This window comes from Halorubrum sp. FL23, assembly GCF_052439115.2.
Classification (GTDB): domain Archaea; phylum Halobacteriota; class Halobacteria; order Halobacteriales; family Haloferacaceae; genus Halorubrum; species Halorubrum persicum.
Genome location: NZ_JBQVRO020000017.1, coordinates 38,011 through 52,131 on the forward strand (window position 1 = coordinate 38,011; position 14,121 = coordinate 52,131).

The following is a 14,121-nucleotide window of genomic DNA, read 5'->3' on the forward strand; positions in this document are numbered from 1 at the left end:
TAGGTTGTGTATGTTCCTATTAGTTCAAACCATTTCTAATAGGTGTGTTCCAAACAGAGATTGGTTTATGAGGCATTCTGGTGATTGGATGGTGCTGGTAGATGACAGAGTACTCGAATATCTACGCGAAAATGAGACTGGAGCTCCTACAGAGATGATGAATGAGGGGCCGGTTCGATATTCGAGCCAATACATCGGTCGTCGTTGTAAGAAATTAAAGGACAAAAAATTGGTTCGTCATCTTGGAAATGGGGTTTATACCATCACAGAAGATGGCGAGGCGTATCTTGAGGGCCGTTTGGACACCGAAAATTGGAATTATATCGACGAACAGAGCGATGAACAAGTTCTAGACGAGAGCGTCTCGTAGAGAATACACTCACGAAACGCGTTACTAGATAGCCCGTTTATCAACGTAAATCCAGAAACGTATTTATATGAGTGTAAGTTAGAGTTTACATAGATGATTTCACAGGCCGGACTTGCTGTGATCGACGTGCTGAGTACCGGCCGCGAAGCGACACCAGCCGAACTCGCGACAGAAACCGAGTATTCACAGACACACATCTACGAAGTGCTTGATAAGTTGTACGCAGCGGGACTCCTCGCCGAAACCCGTGGCGCAAACAACTTACGGCGTGTCTCCGTTACGGATCATCCGGTCATCGAAGCATATCGTCGCCTGCAGTCAAAACTCGGACACATCGAATGGGCTGACCTCCTTACACCCGCCACCCTCCGAGTGTGCTGGTTTCTCGATGAACCACGTCGCGTCACAGACATTGCAGAACGACTGAATATCACTCGTCAGGGTGTCCACAAGGCACTATCCCCGCTCAAGCATCGAGCGATGCTCTCCCCGTCCGGCCCCGAGTACGCGGTGAGTGATGATCTCGCACCGCTGCTGATGTTCGCCCAAGCCGTCGTTACCCACGGACACCGATCGCGGGCCCGAGAGATCGCTCCGAGTGCGACTGTCGAGTGGTGCGATCCAAAACGAGCACTCATCAACGTACAGACCGCCGAAGATACAGAGGCGATGCTGGACGTACCTGATTGGCAAGTAACTGGACTCGGTCGGTTCGAGGAGTACGGACTACAGTTTTTCCTCGCGGGTGAACCCGCGTTCTGGTATGCCCCCAACGAGGAGCTTACACCTGCTGATATAGTATGTCACACGCTCGTCCTCGATAGTGGATCCCGCCGCATCAGCTATACGATGTTGTTAATCGAAAAGTTGGACATCGATCAAGAGACACTCACAGACACTGCAACGTGGTATGATCTAGAGGCCATAGTCGCTACGATGTACGAGGCACTTCAGGACAGGGTCGATAGTTCGGAGGAATCCCCTGTCGTCTTGCCGAGTGAATCCGAATTTATGACGCTCAAAGACCAGTACGGTGTAGAATGACGGTATTCAGTGGTGGGCAGGCGATCAAAGAGTTTCTCCAGGAGTTCGATAATTGGCTGTCGGAGTCCGTGACGGTGTATCTCATCGGCGGATCTGCAATGACAGTGCAGGGACTGAAAGACCAAACCGAGGATATCGATCTTGCGGTGGGTATTATCTCTGAATTCGAGCACGTCTACCAGACGCTTGCGTCGCAGGGGTTCACGGTTATCAACGAACCAACGGAATCGTTCGACGGGGTTGGAAAAACCGTCGAACTGCATCACGAGGAGCGCGGGTTTCGGATCGATCTCTTCGAACGGCAGATCGTCGGGAAAGTCTGGATCACCGATCGGATGCACAACCGGACTGAAAAGTTCTGGACTGGGAAGCACGTGACAGCGCTCATTCTTTCGGATGAGGACATGTTCCTGCTCAAAGCGGTCTCTGGCGGTGATTTGGCGAGTGGCCGTCGACGGGATATCGAAGATATGCGGAAATACGCCCAGCGTGGGTTGGACTATGAAATAATTCAGAACGAGATTGATGAGCAGCGACCGTTCAATACCGGCATGACTGAAGCACGACAAATCTGTGATCGCTCGCATCCGCTGTTTGCGATCGAAATGGCGGTGAATTCCCTCTCCGGACTACCGAATACGTTCACCACCCAGATAGAAGAATTTGCGACGGAGTTCGAAATCGAATATACGATTCTTGGGTCTCTTGACGCTGAAATCGACGATATCGAAGCAATTAGAAAACGTGTCCTTGCGAATGTGCGAGCGCTGTCGGACGACCAAGCAAGCGCCGTCGACAAAGCGATTGACCGACTTACTACGAAGCAGGTTACCAAGCGGGACGGGAATACGGTTCAGCTCCGGTGAGAAGGTACCTCATGAACACTCTCTGGGTCTGTCTATCCGCGCCAAGAGGCGTGATGTGAACCTCGTTCGACTCCCCAGTTTTTCGCGACCGTGATGGGCTCGGAAACGTCGGTACTGCGCGAACCGACATCTAGTGAAGCGAGATGGGAATGTATTCGTTCCACTACGTCGATAGCGAAGACTGTAATTAGCAATTTGATTGCCATCTGAGCACACACTCTCCCGAGATCTATTTCTACCCCCCGTCCGACACCACCACGACGGCAGCCGAACCGCCCTATATCGACGTGATCAGGGTCTCACTCGTGACTCGTGCAGTCCACTCGATGTGGCGAACCGTGTACGAGGACAGCGTCCTTCAACTCTACGTCGACGCCGACACGGACCCGAACGTCTCAACGGTTCTAAAATTCCTCGACGACGAGATCGATCTGAAGATCGCGGCCGAGGACGGACAGTTCGTGCAGCGGGGGTGGCGGCTCCGCTCGTCCTTTCAGGCCCCTCCGGACGGTCTACCACTCGTGCTTCTCGGTGTAGTCCGCCGGCCGCCGCACGTAGACATACTCGATCGATCGGTCTGCAGCTGACGCCGCCGTCTGTCGCTTGAGACGCTTGAGAACGGACTGTGCACGTTCTCTCGCGGCCTGGTCCGCCTGTGTGTCGGCCGCGAGCGCTCGGACCTCTCCTTCAATGTCCGGGGCGTCGAGTCGTGGCAAATAGGCACCAGCGATATCGGCGACGTACGAATCGTCGTGCGCCAGCGCGTCGAGCAACCACGAAACAGCGTCGTCGTTGGGGCTCAGTCCCCCCTCGTCATGCTCGACGAGCTCGCAGCACAGCCACATCGCGTGCCGCTCGGCCGCCGGGGTGACGCTGACTGATTGCTCACCCGACGCGACCCTGTAGAGCAGCCGTGCGGCCGTGTTGTCGCCGTCGCTTCGAGAGGGACGGTAGGTTAGCAGACGCTCGAGAACGTCTCGTCCCCTCACTGCGTCGCCCTCCGCGACGAGCTGCACCAGCGACGACGCCGCGACGCGCCGCACCACAGGCGAGGGATCCCGGATCGCGTCGAGCAGGACCGCCGCCGACTCGGAACGGTCCAGTTCATGAAGCCGCTCGACGACGATCTTCCGGAGGCGCTTTCCTCCGTTGTCGACCGCGGTCGCCAGCAGGTCAGTCGCATCGGGAGTCCCGATCGATACCAGTGCGTCGACGGCGGTGCGTCGGACCAGCCCGTTGTGCGCCCGCAACAGCGGCCAGAGCGGATCGATCCGCTCGCCGCCGAGGGCCACGTACGACTGTACCGAGCGAGCCTGTACCCGTGCGTCGTCATCGTCGAACGCCTCTCGCAGCCGGGCGGTTGGATCCGGGGCGCTCCTATCCGCTGACGCCGCGTCAGAGGCACCCCGCATATCCGAGGATCCAACCGTACCCAGCCCAGTCGCACCGACCATCCGGTAGGCGGCGTTATCGCTCGTCAACCACCGGGCAAATACGATCTCGGGGACATCGCCGCCATCACGACGCTGGACCGCAGTCGCAACCCGCGAGACGAGTTCGTCGACGTACTGATCTCCGTGGAAGTACAGTGCGTCGATCGCCTCCGCGCGGACCCTCGCGTCATCGTCGGTGAGCACAACTCGCAGCAACCGATCAACGATCCGGCGCTCGCTACCCGTCATCGAACTCGACGGGTTCCCGAGCGCCTCGACGCCCTCGAGTCGGGTCGCCGCGTCGTTGCCCTCGTCGATCAGGGCGAACGCCTGTGGTCGTTCACCGCTGGTCCGGCCCGATTGCGAGTCGCCCGTCATCTGTTAACATGTTAATTACAACGAGAATTAAATGTGCCCCAAAAGCAGGCTGTCGACCTCGCTATCCAAACAGTGATTACAAATATATGAGGTGCTCGACGACACGGCAGCGCAAGTCATCCTCACTATTGAGAGTGGTGACTCCATCCGCCGCGTCGGACAACACCTCCACACGCCGTACGAGGCGGTGAGACAGTCTGTCAATCGGCTCGACAGGCTACGTCCATTATCACGATGGCCTCTCCGTCGTGGACGAGCACGTGAGAGACGCTGCACGCAGCCTCGTCGTGCCAGCACCAGCGTCAGTTCGCCCTCTATCGAGAAGGCGTATATCCTCCCACAATTGTTCGAAATGACGCTGACGGTCCGCGAGACGGACAGCAACGGTCTATCACGAACTAGCGGATACTGGGAGTGCCGATTCACCGACAAATCCGTACCTCGATACGGCTATCGAAGAGGGGTGGCTTCGAGTAGTCACACCGCTGCCAGGTGATCGCACTAAGGGGTTCGATAGTAGCGCTGGACCGGTTGAGAAAGCGCGGTTCGTTGCAGATGAATTTCTCAACCAGCAGAGCAAGTATCCAGAGACGAACAACTGGCAGGATGCAGCGGGAGTCGCGTTGGCAGTTCGATTGTTCGATAAATGCTCGAATTCGCGTGATCACCCACACAGCGGACGAATATCTGGCAGCGGTGTGTGTACGTATTCCACTTGAATTCGGGTACTACGATATTAAGTCCCGATACTACAACCCGCCCCAGACAGCGAAGGCTGAGTTTCCAACCGTTGACCGACTTAGGTGGGGGGAGGGGTAATTTTAATTTAGAAGAAGTACCCTGTGAACGACTGGGAGTGGACTGTCCTCGAGTACAGCAGTTCGGTCACTCGTCGTGGTCAATGTACTCGGCTTCCCATTCAGTCCGAGCTTCGATCTCTCTAGTGCCCCGGCGGGTAGTGGTGTACTCGTTGGTCCGTCGGTCGCGCTGACTTTTTTCGATGAGTCCCTTCTCAACGAGCGTGTCGAGGTTGGGATAGAGCCGACCATGATGGATTTCCTTTTCGTAGTAGTCTTCGAGTTCGTCTTTGATCGCGAGTCCGTGGGGGTCATCAAGTCCGGCAACTACGTATAGTAGGTCTCGCTGAAAGCCTGTGAGGTCATACATATCACAATTTACGTATTCGAGTTTTGAAATACTATTGATCTGGAGGCTGCGTGTCATAGAACCCGTTTCACACCCTATACGCCGTGATTTTGGCTGCTTCATCTCACGCTTGAGTCGGAGAAGCACCGTATTCTCGTCTCGATAGCCGGGGTATCGTGGAGTGGATGCTACAGCGGAGAGTGGATCTCGGTGGAGAGCGTTTTGAGGTCTGCTGTCGCGAGCTTGTCGGTTGCGATGAGCCGAAGTCGGGGACGGCCGATGTCTACTGGGACTTTCTCAGTCTCGATGAGGTCAGCGTCTTCGAGTGTTGATTTGGCTCGTGAGAAGGTTGCTTTCGAAGCGATCTCTGTATCTTCGCCCCACTTTGAGATGTCGTAGAGGAGAACCTCGTTGCGGGCTGCGAGGATAAGCATGACCTCGACGATACTGAGGTATTCGTTGGTGTTGGAAATGTCTTCAGCGTGTGCGAGGACCTCGTCGAACTCGTCTGCGACATCGTCGCCGATCTCCTCTCGGAGCGTCTGTTTCACTACTGAGAGGGCAGGTGTCCGGAGGTGATACTCTTCAGCGGCTTCGAAACGTGAGTCAAACTCACCGTAGACTGCTGAAACCAGTTCGCGGTCTGAACTCGAAATACTGTGCTTGCCCATCACAGGAACTACAGTCTCAGATTCGGTTGTGAAGATGGTATTCTGGGCTGGCTCCGTGAGCGTTCGAAGGTCGAGTTGTTCCCGGTGGATGAGTTCGGCTATCTTTGAGGCCGTGAGGAAGCTGTAGAGGGCGTCTTTGATTTCATCTGAGTCTGCGAGCAGCCGGACCTTGGGCTGGTCCTCACCCGTTACTGCTTCCTCTGCGAAGGCTGCGATTTGTTCAGAGCGGGGATTGATATACAGTGCTGGCTCGTCTCGTTCGGGAATCATCTGAGTGGAAATGTGTTGTCTGGCCATGTTCTGTAACTTTGCCGATATGTACTTAATAGACATGGTATCTGAGGATTGGACTACCTCGCCAGTTACAGAATAGAGCTGACTATCTCGTTTCGAGTACGCTCATAGGAAGCAAATTGTTGGTCGCAGTAGTGAACCTCGATCCGGGGTAGTAGAATCCGTGGTTCGCCTACCGACACGTCCCGATCCGCACCTAAATCGCCCCTTGCTATCCCAGTTCTACATGGTCTGTTGTAGGTTTAACCAGTATAGACTACTATGCGCCTCGACGACCATCCGGAGTGCGAAGATGCGAAGCGTGTCTGGCTCAACCAGACCGAAGCAAACGACGAGATCAAAGGTCTAATCGATGAGGCGCAGTCTCCGCAGCAGGAGATTACCTTTCAAATCGGCGCACAGGCCGGTCCCCAGCGCGAGGAAATCGCGAGCGTCACGGCGAACGACTTCACGCACGCACCTGACGGGTTCCTCCCCGTCTGGAACGACTATGCGAAGCGCGGGGAGTATCGCGAGACACCGACCCCTGAAGAACTCGCCAGTTCGGTCCGGACGATCTCTTACGACCGTGGTCCCGACGAACCGATCGTTGATGTTGAGCTAAAATCGATCTATCGTTGAGTGAAGCGTGCCGTCGACACGGACCAACCATTAGACGAGGACGCGGGCACCGGGAATAATATCAGTTAGTATATACTTAGTGAACAGGGACCGAAAGTACCACGATCCGGGATAGAAGTCGAGATCGGTGATGGGTGGTCCTATTTTGTTAGTATATCTCTCAATCCGTTTTAGACGTGGTCTGACGCGGTTTCAGACAGTTGCTGAAGGGTTTCAGTGGCCCCCTGAAACGGTCTCAGGCACCGATTGAAGATTTTCAGAGGTGGTCAAATAGTATTTCAAGCGGTAGTTGAAGATTTTCAGCAGCCCCGAGAACTGTTTCTGGCGTGTCAATACGATATGGGGTGCGTCCAATAGGTGAGGTAGAGCGACCCAGGGTGACGCGGGATGTCCCGTGTTCCTGAAGGCGGGTCGCGTGCGGACACAACGAGGTTACACAACTATGGCAAACCGACGTAAGTTCCTCGCCGGTCTGGGGGCATTGGCTTCAGGTAGCGCAGCTGCGGTTGGTACCGGTGCGTTCACAAGCGCGACGGCCCAGCGCGAAATCCAACTGGCCATTCAAGCGGATGGTAATGGGGCGTACCTTGACTTCAATCCGGTCAGCAGTTACGCCGATACGGGCGGCGAGTCAGGGACGCTCCGGCTGACGTTCGATGAGAACGGCGGAGGTAGTAGTGCTACTGGTCTTACCTCAAAGGCGAACACTATGTTCGACACAGTGTTCCAGATCTTCAACAACGGGACAAACGATATTGAGGTTGGACTCCCGGTTGATGGGGATCCGCGATATGTTCCTGGGCAAGCGTCTACTCAGTTCCTTATTGCTGAGGCTGATGCGAACGTGGACCCTGACGGACACGAATATAACGAGGCAGGTAACGCCGTCTCGTTTGATTCGGACTACGTTGACATCTCATGGCCTAATGACGTACCCGCGTACAACAAGCCGAGCAACCCGGTTCCAGAAATTGGGTCCTCGAACAGTAGGGATGACCGCGTGCTGACGGCATATAAGGGTAAGCGGTACCCCGGTGGCAAAGCCGTCATCGAATCGGGAACCTCGGTGGATGTCCACGTCCGGTTCACGATCTCTAACGCTCGGAGTAGCGAGGACGTCCGGCCTGGTGAAGGCGAGACCGCGCCGCTGGTCTTCGAGGCGGAAGAGCAGACAGAGTAACACCACGCTCACTACCGGGAGCTTCCGGTAGTCTCTCCCCATACTTATGAACAGACGACAATTTGTGTTCGGGGCCTGCGGGACCGCAGCCAGTGGGTCGCTACTGATGGGTACCTCAGCGTTCTCATCATCACAAGCACAACGTGAGATACAGATTGCAATCCAGCGCGACGATGATTCCCCGTACCTAGCACTTGAGAACCGGGGTGCCGGCGGACGCTCGACGAACACCGGTGGAAACCTTCGGTTCAGATTCCCCGGTGCGTTCGAATCAACGGGGGCAACTGGTCTCGGTCAAGAGACTGTCTACCAATTCGAACATGACACCGATGGCAACGGTAATGCGGCCACGAACCCACTGTTTGTCATCCAAAATCTCGGCACAAATCCAATCCAAGTCTGGGGTGACCAGCCATTTGAAACCACCGAGGAAGGGACTACACTCCCGGATGTCGACATCCTCGCTGTCGAGGGTGAGACGCAGGTCCTCTCCAGTAGCGACCCAATTGTGATTCCCACTGGCTCAGAACTCGGTGCCGGCCTCCAAATCGACACCCGTGGGGTCGATACAACTCCCGCCGGTGAATTCCTCTCTGTGCCGCTCGTTATTCGGACGGTAGAATCTACGGCTGATTGACACACCCTCCACACTATCTTCACGCACTGACTGGTCTCTCACCGGACCACCACAACAGGACCACTGATTAAAGTCACGCGACCCACTACTGGTAATACACACGACTGATGAAACGCCGCCACCTGCTCTCCTTAGCGGGAGCAACTGGCGCGAGCTCGCTTACAGTTGGATCCGGCGCTTTCACCAGTAGCACTACCCAGCGTGGTGTCAATATTAACGTTGTCCCTGATGGTCAGGCGCCTGTTGGATATGCGATTCAATCTGATCAGGAGACGGCCGATGGGACCCCTGTAATTACTGTCCCAGTTGCTGAGCGGCAGACGATACCGCTTGTGAAGATTCAGAATCGATTAACAGGGGCCGCACAGATTACTGGAGTGGAGATCGAACCGGCGGCACGCGGTGAGCCAGAACTTGTCGATATTGAGTGGGACACTGATCCGTTCCCAGCGGGCGAAGGCACCACAATCCGCGGGACAGTTGCGTGTACCGAGACCGGACACACTACTGTTGGTCTCAGCGTGAGCGTCGATGCCCCGACACTCAACGCAGAGGTTTCCGGTACGACTACAATTCGTCAGTTTCAGCTTCGCTGTGTCCCACCAGCAAGCCTTCCTAACCTTACTCCTGCCTTCACGATTCAAAACGGGGAGGAAGATGGAGACGGTGGGGACAGTAGCGTCAGTAGTGAATCCACTCGGGTGGTATTCAACGGACTCGGAACGGTCTCGCTCAGACACCCACGAGACGGTTTCGTCGATGTCAAATTCTACGTCGGGAATAAAACCGGCGCTAACAAGCAGATGTTTGTCAATCCTCGCTCTGTTGAGAAAGTCAAGACGAACGAAAAGGTGGGTGGTGATCGATTTAGTAGCGAGTCAGTTGTTGGTATTCGGATTGCGGACTCAGACTCGATCTACCTACATCCTAGTTGGAACCAGGATCGCTGTGCGTTTGATAAGGGGTCTGGTGGGACTGTTATGGATCCTGTGTCTACTGAAGACACTGGTTTTTCTGAATGTACGTCAGAGTAGTAGTTTTCACATCCTTCCCCTGAGAACGACTTCTGTACCAGTTGTGGCTGGTCGTGACCCTCAGTAGAACCATATCTCGAGATAAATAGGGGGATCCCAAAATAGAGGCAATATTGTTGCTTTTCTATACTGACCTATCTGTCAGCTTCCGATAATTAGGGTGGGTCCTGTGGTATTAGAGTTAACCATCTCGAACACTGTCCCCACCACCCCCCACCGTCCTGCGGCTTCAGTCTTAACCAACAGCCGATAGCCAAACCATCATCTGTTGGTTAAGACCGAGCGGAGCGGCTTTCCCGGACCACACGGATCAGTCTGCATGGTCAATATCTTCCGCGTCAAATGTCCGGGCTGTGAAGAGGAGAAGGGCCCGATCACGACGCACCCCGGTAGCGTCGGCATCCACTGCTCGTGCGGGATCACCGCAACCGTCGACATCGACGCGCAAGAAATCGACGAATGGTGGAAGCGGGAAAACTAACCTATTGCAACTCCAGCGAGGGCAGCCCGGATGTTGGCCCGACATTAAGGACGAAAGCCGTGAGGTTGAGTACTTTGTCGATATATTTCAAGAGGGTCGACCGCCGGGTCGCCCGCCGTCGTGGTCAGATGGTGGCGAACGGACACCTACGTTAATCCGTTTGCGCCGGGTAGAACGTGGTATGAGTCGTGAAAACCCGGCCGACGCTGACATGGTCCCGGACGAGGAGCTCACTGAGTTGCTCGCCGATGCTGAGGGGACAACGCCCGAGGAGATCGAGCGCGGCGCTGCCGAACTCGAGATTGCACCGCCTGAAGAGGCGACTGTCGTCGACGAGTAGCACGACTGTTTCGATGTGTCCTTAGTACCACTGAGCAACGGCTCTAACACAGTGGCCTCTCTCGACCGGGATCGGAAGGCCATCGACATGGGGGCTCGCTCCCACGGCGAGCTCCGACTTCTCGGGGGAGACTCACTCACGTGATCGGCAAGGTCGCCGACGGCGTCTTCGAACATTGCGAGCTCGGCGTCGATCAGGGATTCACCCGACGGTCGGATCGTTCTCGAATCCGTCCCTATTCTCCCGTATACACGCGTATTAGCGGTTCTAACATATTTTTTGCTGCGTGCCAAGGCTTATACGCACAGATTCGAAATAGCTGGACATGGCAATAGACGGGGAACAACCAGAGGAAGTCGATGAAGCTGAGATGCTCCCTGATGAAGCAGCGGTGCTCCCCGAACGAGGCGAGGCCCTCGACGATGCTGATGATGACGAGCTCTTCACCACCGAGGAAGCCGCTGAGCGTCTCGGCATCGATCTAGAGTAGCAGCGTGCCGCATCCCCCGGACGAACTCCGAATTCTCGATGTCGTTATCGACGAGGATCTAACGTCGATTCAAGCTCACAATCCTGACCACGCAGAGCGCATCCTCAACAAAGTCCACGACTGGGAGGAGAAGATCCAGTGGGGCCGCGTCCCGCAGGAGCATCTCACCTACCTCACTGGCTCTGGCCGGTACAATTTCTATTGAGAACGCGTTGGGAACAACGGCTATCGCGTTGTCTACGAGATCAGCGATGGAACCATGACAGCCGTCGCCGTGTTCCCGAAAGACGACAACGCCTACGACCTCGATGACTTTCGCGACCGGCTTGAATAGCATTATGACTGTAAGGCTTGTCAGATCAGGAAGTACTAGCCGGGAAAGGGCAGGCGTCACTACTTCGTGATCACCACCCAGTAGTCATGTCCCAGAGGAGGGCGACGTCAACGACACCAAGGATAGCCCCAGCCAGCACCCAAGCATCAACTAACGATGTGAGGTCGAAGACCGGGCCGGAAGTTGCAAGCTCGAAGGCCGACATCCAGCTCGTCACCTCAAACAAGACCACCCCGATGATGATCCAAAGGACAGTCGCACCAGCAGCGAGAAGGAGTTTGTTCTCACTCATCGTTGACGCTCTATCGATATCCAGCTACTGTCCATCATACCACGGAGGCGCGCCGAATACCCCCAGCGTAGCAGTCCGGGTGACAGGGCTCCTTTCGGTTGTCAGGCCACGCCTGAGCGAGAGGAACCTGTTCTCCGCACAGTCCACACTCGGCACTATGGCCAGCCTAACGGGTGTCCGGCGAGAGATTCTTCGCCTCGGTGTAGAACTCGTGTAACGCCCGCGGAGTGACACGGACACCAACGCGCTCGGCAGCTGCTGGCTCGCCGCCGGCATCGCGGCCGAGACCGTGAGCACCCAATCATCGCCCGGCTCGCCGTCGGTCGCAGGGCCGAGAGCGATCGTCGACGCTAGTTCGTCGTCGACGTAGAACCGGTCGGCATCTCGATCGACATGGTAGTAACCGTCGGGGCGAGGCTCATCAGGATCGACGTCGTCAGACATGGTGTCTCAGCGCTCAGGCGTCGCCTTGCGTTCTCGTCCCGACGGCGGCGTGAGCGGGAGGTCCGCGTCGATCTCGTCGTACCACACAACGGGGCGCTTCGCGCTGCCGTTCTCTTCGAGCTCGAGGAGACTGTAGTCGGCCAGCTCGTTCACATTATCGAGAACCTCCGGTGGGTTCCGGTCGACAAGGCGAGCGAGTTCACGGATGCTCTCCGGCTCGTGTGCAACGATTGCTTCGAGGAGTTCGAGGTTGGTCGACCGAAAGACGCGACCGAACGTCTCGAGGTCCTCGATTGACAGTGTTGGCTCGCTGGGTTCGACGTCGTCGCCGGCGTCGATCACTTCGAGCCGGTCCTCGAGGCTGCTACGATCCGCGGACGTGATCTGGACGTGGAGTGTTCGGGTCATGATGAGGTGGGTTGGGCTGGGGTTGCGATGATACGTCGGTCAGCGTGCTCGGAGAGTCACCGGTTCGTTTCTCTGGGGAGGAGTGTCGCCCGCCATGCACGGAAGATTTCTCTGGGTGGAACGTAGGGACGTACCGGCCACGGTCGACGAAGCCGAATACGGTGTGTCTGTGAATATAGATGTGGGAACGAACCTTCACAGACTTAACCAACAAAGCTATGGATTTGGGCTCTGCGTTGGTTAACACAGAAGCATCCGATGTCAGACGAGCCACCGATCCCACCGACAAGCTTCTCAGCGGAGCTAGTCGATGCGCTGAACCAGTCCAATCCTAAGCAGCTCCGTGACATTGCTACGTACGCTGAGGAGCTGGCTGAACGCAAAGAACGGGAGACACATCGCGAGGAGGAGCTAGACCAAGACGAAGCGGACGAGCGACCAGATGATCTCCCAGACGGTGTCCCTGCAAAAGCGACGATCACAATCAAGGAAATTAACGACAATCGCTACTACTACTGGCAGTGGCGAGATGGAAACCAAGTCAGGTCCCAATATAAATCACCAGTCAGCCCTGACGAGTAGAGCTGGTCAAAACAGAACAGACGGATCACCCCGGGCGTCGAGTGTAAATTAGCGTTTACCTGCGTATCAGACCGTATAGGCGCGATTTGAGATTTTACAGAATGCGTACGTCCGAGAAGGAAAATGAGACACCCCGGGTGTCGAGTGTAAAACCATGAATTACAGAGCAGGGGAGAACCGCTGATCAGATTCAATAGCGCTTTGTACGACTTCAGGTTCTTCGAGTAAGTAGTAGAAATTAGTCATCCCCTTCCCGCGACCACGGCCAACTCGATCAGTAACACCAAGAATATCGAGAAAAGCTTGTTCATTCAACCGATCAGACATCCGTCTTTGTGAGAGAGTGTCAATATCCAGTGATTCAGCGATTTGCTCATATTGTTCGTAGATTTCGCGGGTAGGGAATTCTTCCTGTTTGCTTTCATCTGCGATCAATGAAAGAGCATACACTGCTGCTTTCGATTGTGTTGGCTGGTCTTGAAGCAGTTTGGAGAATCGATCGATATCCGCCTTCTCCCGGGCATTTCGAACATGCTCTTCTCGGACAACATCACTGCCATCATCTTTCGCAAGTTCGCCTGCGTTTCGGAGAATATCCAGTGCCTTTCGAGCGTCGCCGTGCTCCTGTGCAGCGAACGCAGCCGCAAGGGGAATCACATCATCGGTGAGGACACCTTCGTGAAATGCGTCTTGACGATGACGCATAATTTCGCGGAGCTGGTTTGCATCATAGGGAGGAAAAATAAACTCACGCTCTTGGAGACTACTCAGAACTCGCTCGTCCAAGGAGTCCTTAAATGAAATTTTGTTGCTGATCGCGAGGATACCAACCTTACATGAGTCGATCTTTCCAGCTTCTCCAGCTCGGGAGAGTTGCATTAGCACATTATTTTCTTGAAGTTTGTCAACCTCATCGAGAATGATGATGACGACATCGTGGAGAGTGTCGAGAATCTGCCAGAGGCGATCGTAGTATGCATTCGTCGATAACCCAGAAAGGAGGGTGTCATAGAACTCTTGTCACACCGTGATGATCGTGCTCCCCGGATTGTCTCCGCGTTCGTAGTTGGTGATAG

The 14,121-nt window shown here is 55.4% G+C and carries 19 protein-coding genes and 2 pseudogenes; 13 read left to right on the forward strand and 8 right to left on the reverse strand.

Features of this window, described 5'->3' with window-relative positions; translation table 11 throughout:
- Nucleotides 1–67: 67 nt before the first annotated feature.
- The 4 genes from ACT4MF_RS16055 (at nucleotide 68) to ACT4MF_RS16070 (ending at nucleotide 2,867) form a co-directional block, all read left to right on the forward strand.
- On the forward strand, nucleotides 68–370 hold the full coding sequence (locus ACT4MF_RS16055; RefSeq protein WP_512053313.1) for a winged helix-turn-helix domain-containing protein: 303 nt from the start codon (nucleotides 68–70) through the stop codon (nucleotides 368–370).
- Nucleotides 371–463: 93 nt separating this feature from the next.
- Nucleotides 464–1,414: a helix-turn-helix domain-containing protein gene (locus ACT4MF_RS16060; RefSeq protein WP_444683718.1), complete on the forward strand. Its 951-nt coding sequence runs from the start codon at nucleotides 464–466 to the stop codon at nucleotides 1,412–1,414.
- Nucleotides 1,411–2,280 carry a hypothetical protein gene (locus tag ACT4MF_RS16065; protein WP_444683717.1) on the forward strand — a complete coding sequence of 290 codons (870 nt, stop codon included), beginning with the start codon at nucleotides 1,411–1,413 and terminating at the stop codon, nucleotides 2,278–2,280. The genes ACT4MF_RS16060 and ACT4MF_RS16065 overlap by 4 nt, the downstream gene beginning before the upstream one ends.
- Before the next feature lie 338 nt (nucleotides 2,281–2,618).
- Entirely contained in the window at nucleotides 2,619–2,867 is a 249-nt protein-coding gene (locus tag ACT4MF_RS16070; RefSeq protein ID WP_444683716.1) for a hypothetical protein, read from the forward strand.
- Here the strand turns inward: ACT4MF_RS16070 and ACT4MF_RS16075 are convergent.
- Nucleotides 2,793–4,091 carry a HEAT repeat domain-containing protein gene (locus ACT4MF_RS16075; protein ID WP_444683715.1) on the reverse strand — a complete coding sequence of 433 codons (1,299 nt, stop codon included), beginning with the start codon at nucleotides 4,089–4,091 and terminating at the stop codon, nucleotides 2,793–2,795. The two genes, ACT4MF_RS16070 and ACT4MF_RS16075, sit on opposite strands and share 75 nt — an antisense overlap.
- Before the next feature lie 82 nt (nucleotides 4,092–4,173).
- On the opposite strand from ACT4MF_RS16075, the pseudogene ACT4MF_RS16080 reads away from it, so the two are divergent.
- Nucleotides 4,174–4,435, forward strand: a pseudogene (locus ACT4MF_RS16080) (RNA polymerase subunit sigma-70); the annotation flags it as partial.
- Nucleotides 4,436–4,976: 541 nt separating this feature from the next.
- Here the strand turns inward: ACT4MF_RS16080 and ACT4MF_RS16085 are convergent.
- Nucleotides 4,977–5,258 (reverse strand): helix-turn-helix transcriptional regulator, encoded by a 282-nt coding sequence (locus ACT4MF_RS16085; RefSeq protein WP_444683714.1) that lies wholly within the window; start codon nucleotides 5,256–5,258, stop codon nucleotides 4,977–4,979.
- Between the two features lie 167 nt (nucleotides 5,259–5,425).
- On the reverse strand, nucleotides 5,426–6,205 hold the full coding sequence (locus ACT4MF_RS16090) for a transcriptional regulator TbsP domain-containing protein (RefSeq protein ID WP_512053314.1): 780 nt from the start codon (nucleotides 6,203–6,205) through the stop codon (nucleotides 5,426–5,428).
- 258 nt (nucleotides 6,206–6,463) lie between these two features.
- Between ACT4MF_RS16090 and ACT4MF_RS16095 the strand changes: the two genes are divergently transcribed.
- The 7 genes from ACT4MF_RS16095 (at nucleotide 6,464) to ACT4MF_RS16125 (ending at nucleotide 10,985) form a co-directional block, all read left to right on the forward strand.
- Nucleotides 6,464–6,823, forward strand: a complete 360-nt coding sequence (locus ACT4MF_RS16095; protein WP_444683712.1) for a hypothetical protein — start codon at nucleotides 6,464–6,466, stop codon at nucleotides 6,821–6,823.
- A gap of 442 nt (nucleotides 6,824–7,265) precedes the next feature.
- Nucleotides 7,266–8,003, forward strand: a complete 738-nt coding sequence (locus tag ACT4MF_RS16100; protein ID WP_444683711.1) for a hypothetical protein — start codon at nucleotides 7,266–7,268, stop codon at nucleotides 8,001–8,003.
- Nucleotides 8,004–8,109: 106 nt separating this feature from the next.
- Nucleotides 8,110–8,640, forward strand: coding sequence for a hypothetical protein (locus ACT4MF_RS16105; protein WP_444683710.1), 531 nt, complete (start codon nucleotides 8,110–8,112; stop codon nucleotides 8,638–8,640).
- Nucleotides 8,641–8,747: 107 nt separating this feature from the next.
- Entirely contained in the window at nucleotides 8,748–9,674 is a 927-nt protein-coding gene (locus ACT4MF_RS16110) for a hypothetical protein (protein WP_444683709.1), read from the forward strand.
- Between the two features lie 319 nt (nucleotides 9,675–9,993).
- Nucleotides 9,994–10,155, forward strand: coding sequence for a hypothetical protein (locus ACT4MF_RS16115; RefSeq protein ID WP_444683708.1), 162 nt, complete (start codon nucleotides 9,994–9,996; stop codon nucleotides 10,153–10,155).
- 181 nt (nucleotides 10,156–10,336) lie between these two features.
- On the forward strand, nucleotides 10,337–10,495 hold the full coding sequence (locus ACT4MF_RS16120; RefSeq protein WP_444683707.1) for a hypothetical protein: 159 nt from the start codon (nucleotides 10,337–10,339) through the stop codon (nucleotides 10,493–10,495).
- Between the two features lie 325 nt (nucleotides 10,496–10,820).
- Entirely contained in the window at nucleotides 10,821–10,985 is a 165-nt protein-coding gene (locus tag ACT4MF_RS16125; protein WP_444683706.1) for a hypothetical protein, read from the forward strand.
- A 58-nt stretch (nucleotides 10,986–11,043) separates the two neighbouring features.
- Here ACT4MF_RS16125 and ACT4MF_RS16130 read toward each other — a convergent pair whose 3' ends face one another.
- From ACT4MF_RS16130 to ACT4MF_RS16145, 4 genes are read right to left on the reverse strand one after another with little or no spacing between them, the layout of a single operon-like run.
- Nucleotides 11,044–11,379, reverse strand: a complete 336-nt coding sequence (locus tag ACT4MF_RS16130) for a hypothetical protein (RefSeq protein WP_444683705.1) — start codon at nucleotides 11,377–11,379, stop codon at nucleotides 11,044–11,046.
- A 10-nt stretch (nucleotides 11,380–11,389) separates the two neighbouring features.
- Nucleotides 11,390–11,611, reverse strand: a complete 222-nt coding sequence (locus tag ACT4MF_RS16135) for a hypothetical protein (RefSeq protein ID WP_444683704.1) — start codon at nucleotides 11,609–11,611, stop codon at nucleotides 11,390–11,392.
- A 24-nt stretch (nucleotides 11,612–11,635) separates the two neighbouring features.
- A complete protein-coding gene (locus tag ACT4MF_RS16140; RefSeq protein ID WP_444683703.1) occupies nucleotides 11,636–12,055 on the reverse strand; it encodes a DUF8161 domain-containing protein in 420 nt (139 codons plus the stop codon).
- Between the two features lie 6 nt (nucleotides 12,056–12,061).
- A complete protein-coding gene (locus tag ACT4MF_RS16145) occupies nucleotides 12,062–12,463 on the reverse strand; it encodes an HVO_A0114 family putative DNA-binding protein (protein WP_444683702.1) in 402 nt (133 codons plus the stop codon).
- Nucleotides 12,464–12,721: 258 nt separating this feature from the next.
- Here ACT4MF_RS16145 and ACT4MF_RS16150 point away from each other — a divergent pair, with 258 nt between their 5' ends.
- Nucleotides 12,722–13,045 carry a DUF6788 family protein gene (locus ACT4MF_RS16150; RefSeq protein ID WP_444683701.1) on the forward strand — a complete coding sequence of 108 codons (324 nt, stop codon included), beginning with the start codon at nucleotides 12,722–12,724 and terminating at the stop codon, nucleotides 13,043–13,045.
- A 159-nt stretch (nucleotides 13,046–13,204) separates the two neighbouring features.
- On the opposite strand, the pseudogene ACT4MF_RS16155 reads toward ACT4MF_RS16150, so the two are convergent.
- Nucleotides 13,205–14,044, reverse strand: a pseudogene (locus ACT4MF_RS16155) (cell division control protein Cdc6); the annotation flags it as partial.
- Nucleotides 14,045–14,121 lie beyond the last annotated feature (77 nt).

Excerpts from the sequence above, each read along its gene's own strand:
- ACT4MF_RS16105 (WP_444683710.1), top strand. The coding sequence starts at position 8,110 with ATGGGTACCTCAGCGTTCTCATCATCACAAGCACAACGTGAGATACAG.
- ACT4MF_RS16125 (WP_444683706.1), top strand. The coding sequence starts at position 10,821 with ATGGCAATAGACGGGGAACAACCAGAGGAAGTCGATGAAGCTGAGATG.
- ACT4MF_RS16150 (WP_444683701.1), top strand. The coding sequence starts at position 12,722 with ATGTCAGACGAGCCACCGATCCCACCGACAAGCTTCTCAGCGGAGCTA.
- ACT4MF_RS16065 (WP_444683717.1), top strand. The coding sequence starts at position 1,411 with ATGACGGTATTCAGTGGTGGGCAGGCGATCAAAGAGTTTCTCCAGGAG.
- ACT4MF_RS16140 (WP_444683703.1), bottom strand. The coding sequence starts at position 12,055 with ATGTCTGACGACGTCGATCCTGATGAGCCTCGCCCCGACGGTTACTAC.
- ACT4MF_RS16060 (WP_444683718.1), top strand. The coding sequence starts at position 464 with ATGATTTCACAGGCCGGACTTGCTGTGATCGACGTGCTGAGTACCGGC.
- ACT4MF_RS16115 (WP_444683708.1), top strand. The coding sequence starts at position 9,994 with ATGGTCAATATCTTCCGCGTCAAATGTCCGGGCTGTGAAGAGGAGAAG.
- ACT4MF_RS16145 (WP_444683702.1), bottom strand. The coding sequence starts at position 12,463 with ATGACCCGAACACTCCACGTCCAGATCACGTCCGCGGATCGTAGCAGC.
- ACT4MF_RS16055 (WP_512053313.1), top strand. The coding sequence starts at position 68 with ATGAGGCATTCTGGTGATTGGATGGTGCTGGTAGATGACAGAGTACTC.
- ACT4MF_RS16135 (WP_444683704.1), bottom strand. The coding sequence starts at position 11,611 with ATGAGTGAGAACAAACTCCTTCTCGCTGCTGGTGCGACTGTCCTTTGG.
- ACT4MF_RS16075 (WP_444683715.1), bottom strand. The coding sequence starts at position 4,091 with ATGACGGGCGACTCGCAATCGGGCCGGACCAGCGGTGAACGACCACAG.
- ACT4MF_RS16120 (WP_444683707.1), top strand. The coding sequence starts at position 10,337 with ATGAGTCGTGAAAACCCGGCCGACGCTGACATGGTCCCGGACGAGGAG.
- ACT4MF_RS16100 (WP_444683711.1), top strand. The coding sequence starts at position 7,266 with ATGGCAAACCGACGTAAGTTCCTCGCCGGTCTGGGGGCATTGGCTTCA.
- ACT4MF_RS16110 (WP_444683709.1), top strand. The coding sequence starts at position 8,748 with ATGAAACGCCGCCACCTGCTCTCCTTAGCGGGAGCAACTGGCGCGAGC.
- ACT4MF_RS16085 (WP_444683714.1), bottom strand. The coding sequence starts at position 5,258 with ATGTATGACCTCACAGGCTTTCAGCGAGACCTACTATACGTAGTTGCC.
- ACT4MF_RS16090 (WP_512053314.1), bottom strand. The coding sequence starts at position 6,205 with ATGGCCAGACAACACATTTCCACTCAGATGATTCCCGAACGAGACGAG.
- ACT4MF_RS16095 (WP_444683712.1), top strand. The coding sequence starts at position 6,464 with ATGCGCCTCGACGACCATCCGGAGTGCGAAGATGCGAAGCGTGTCTGG.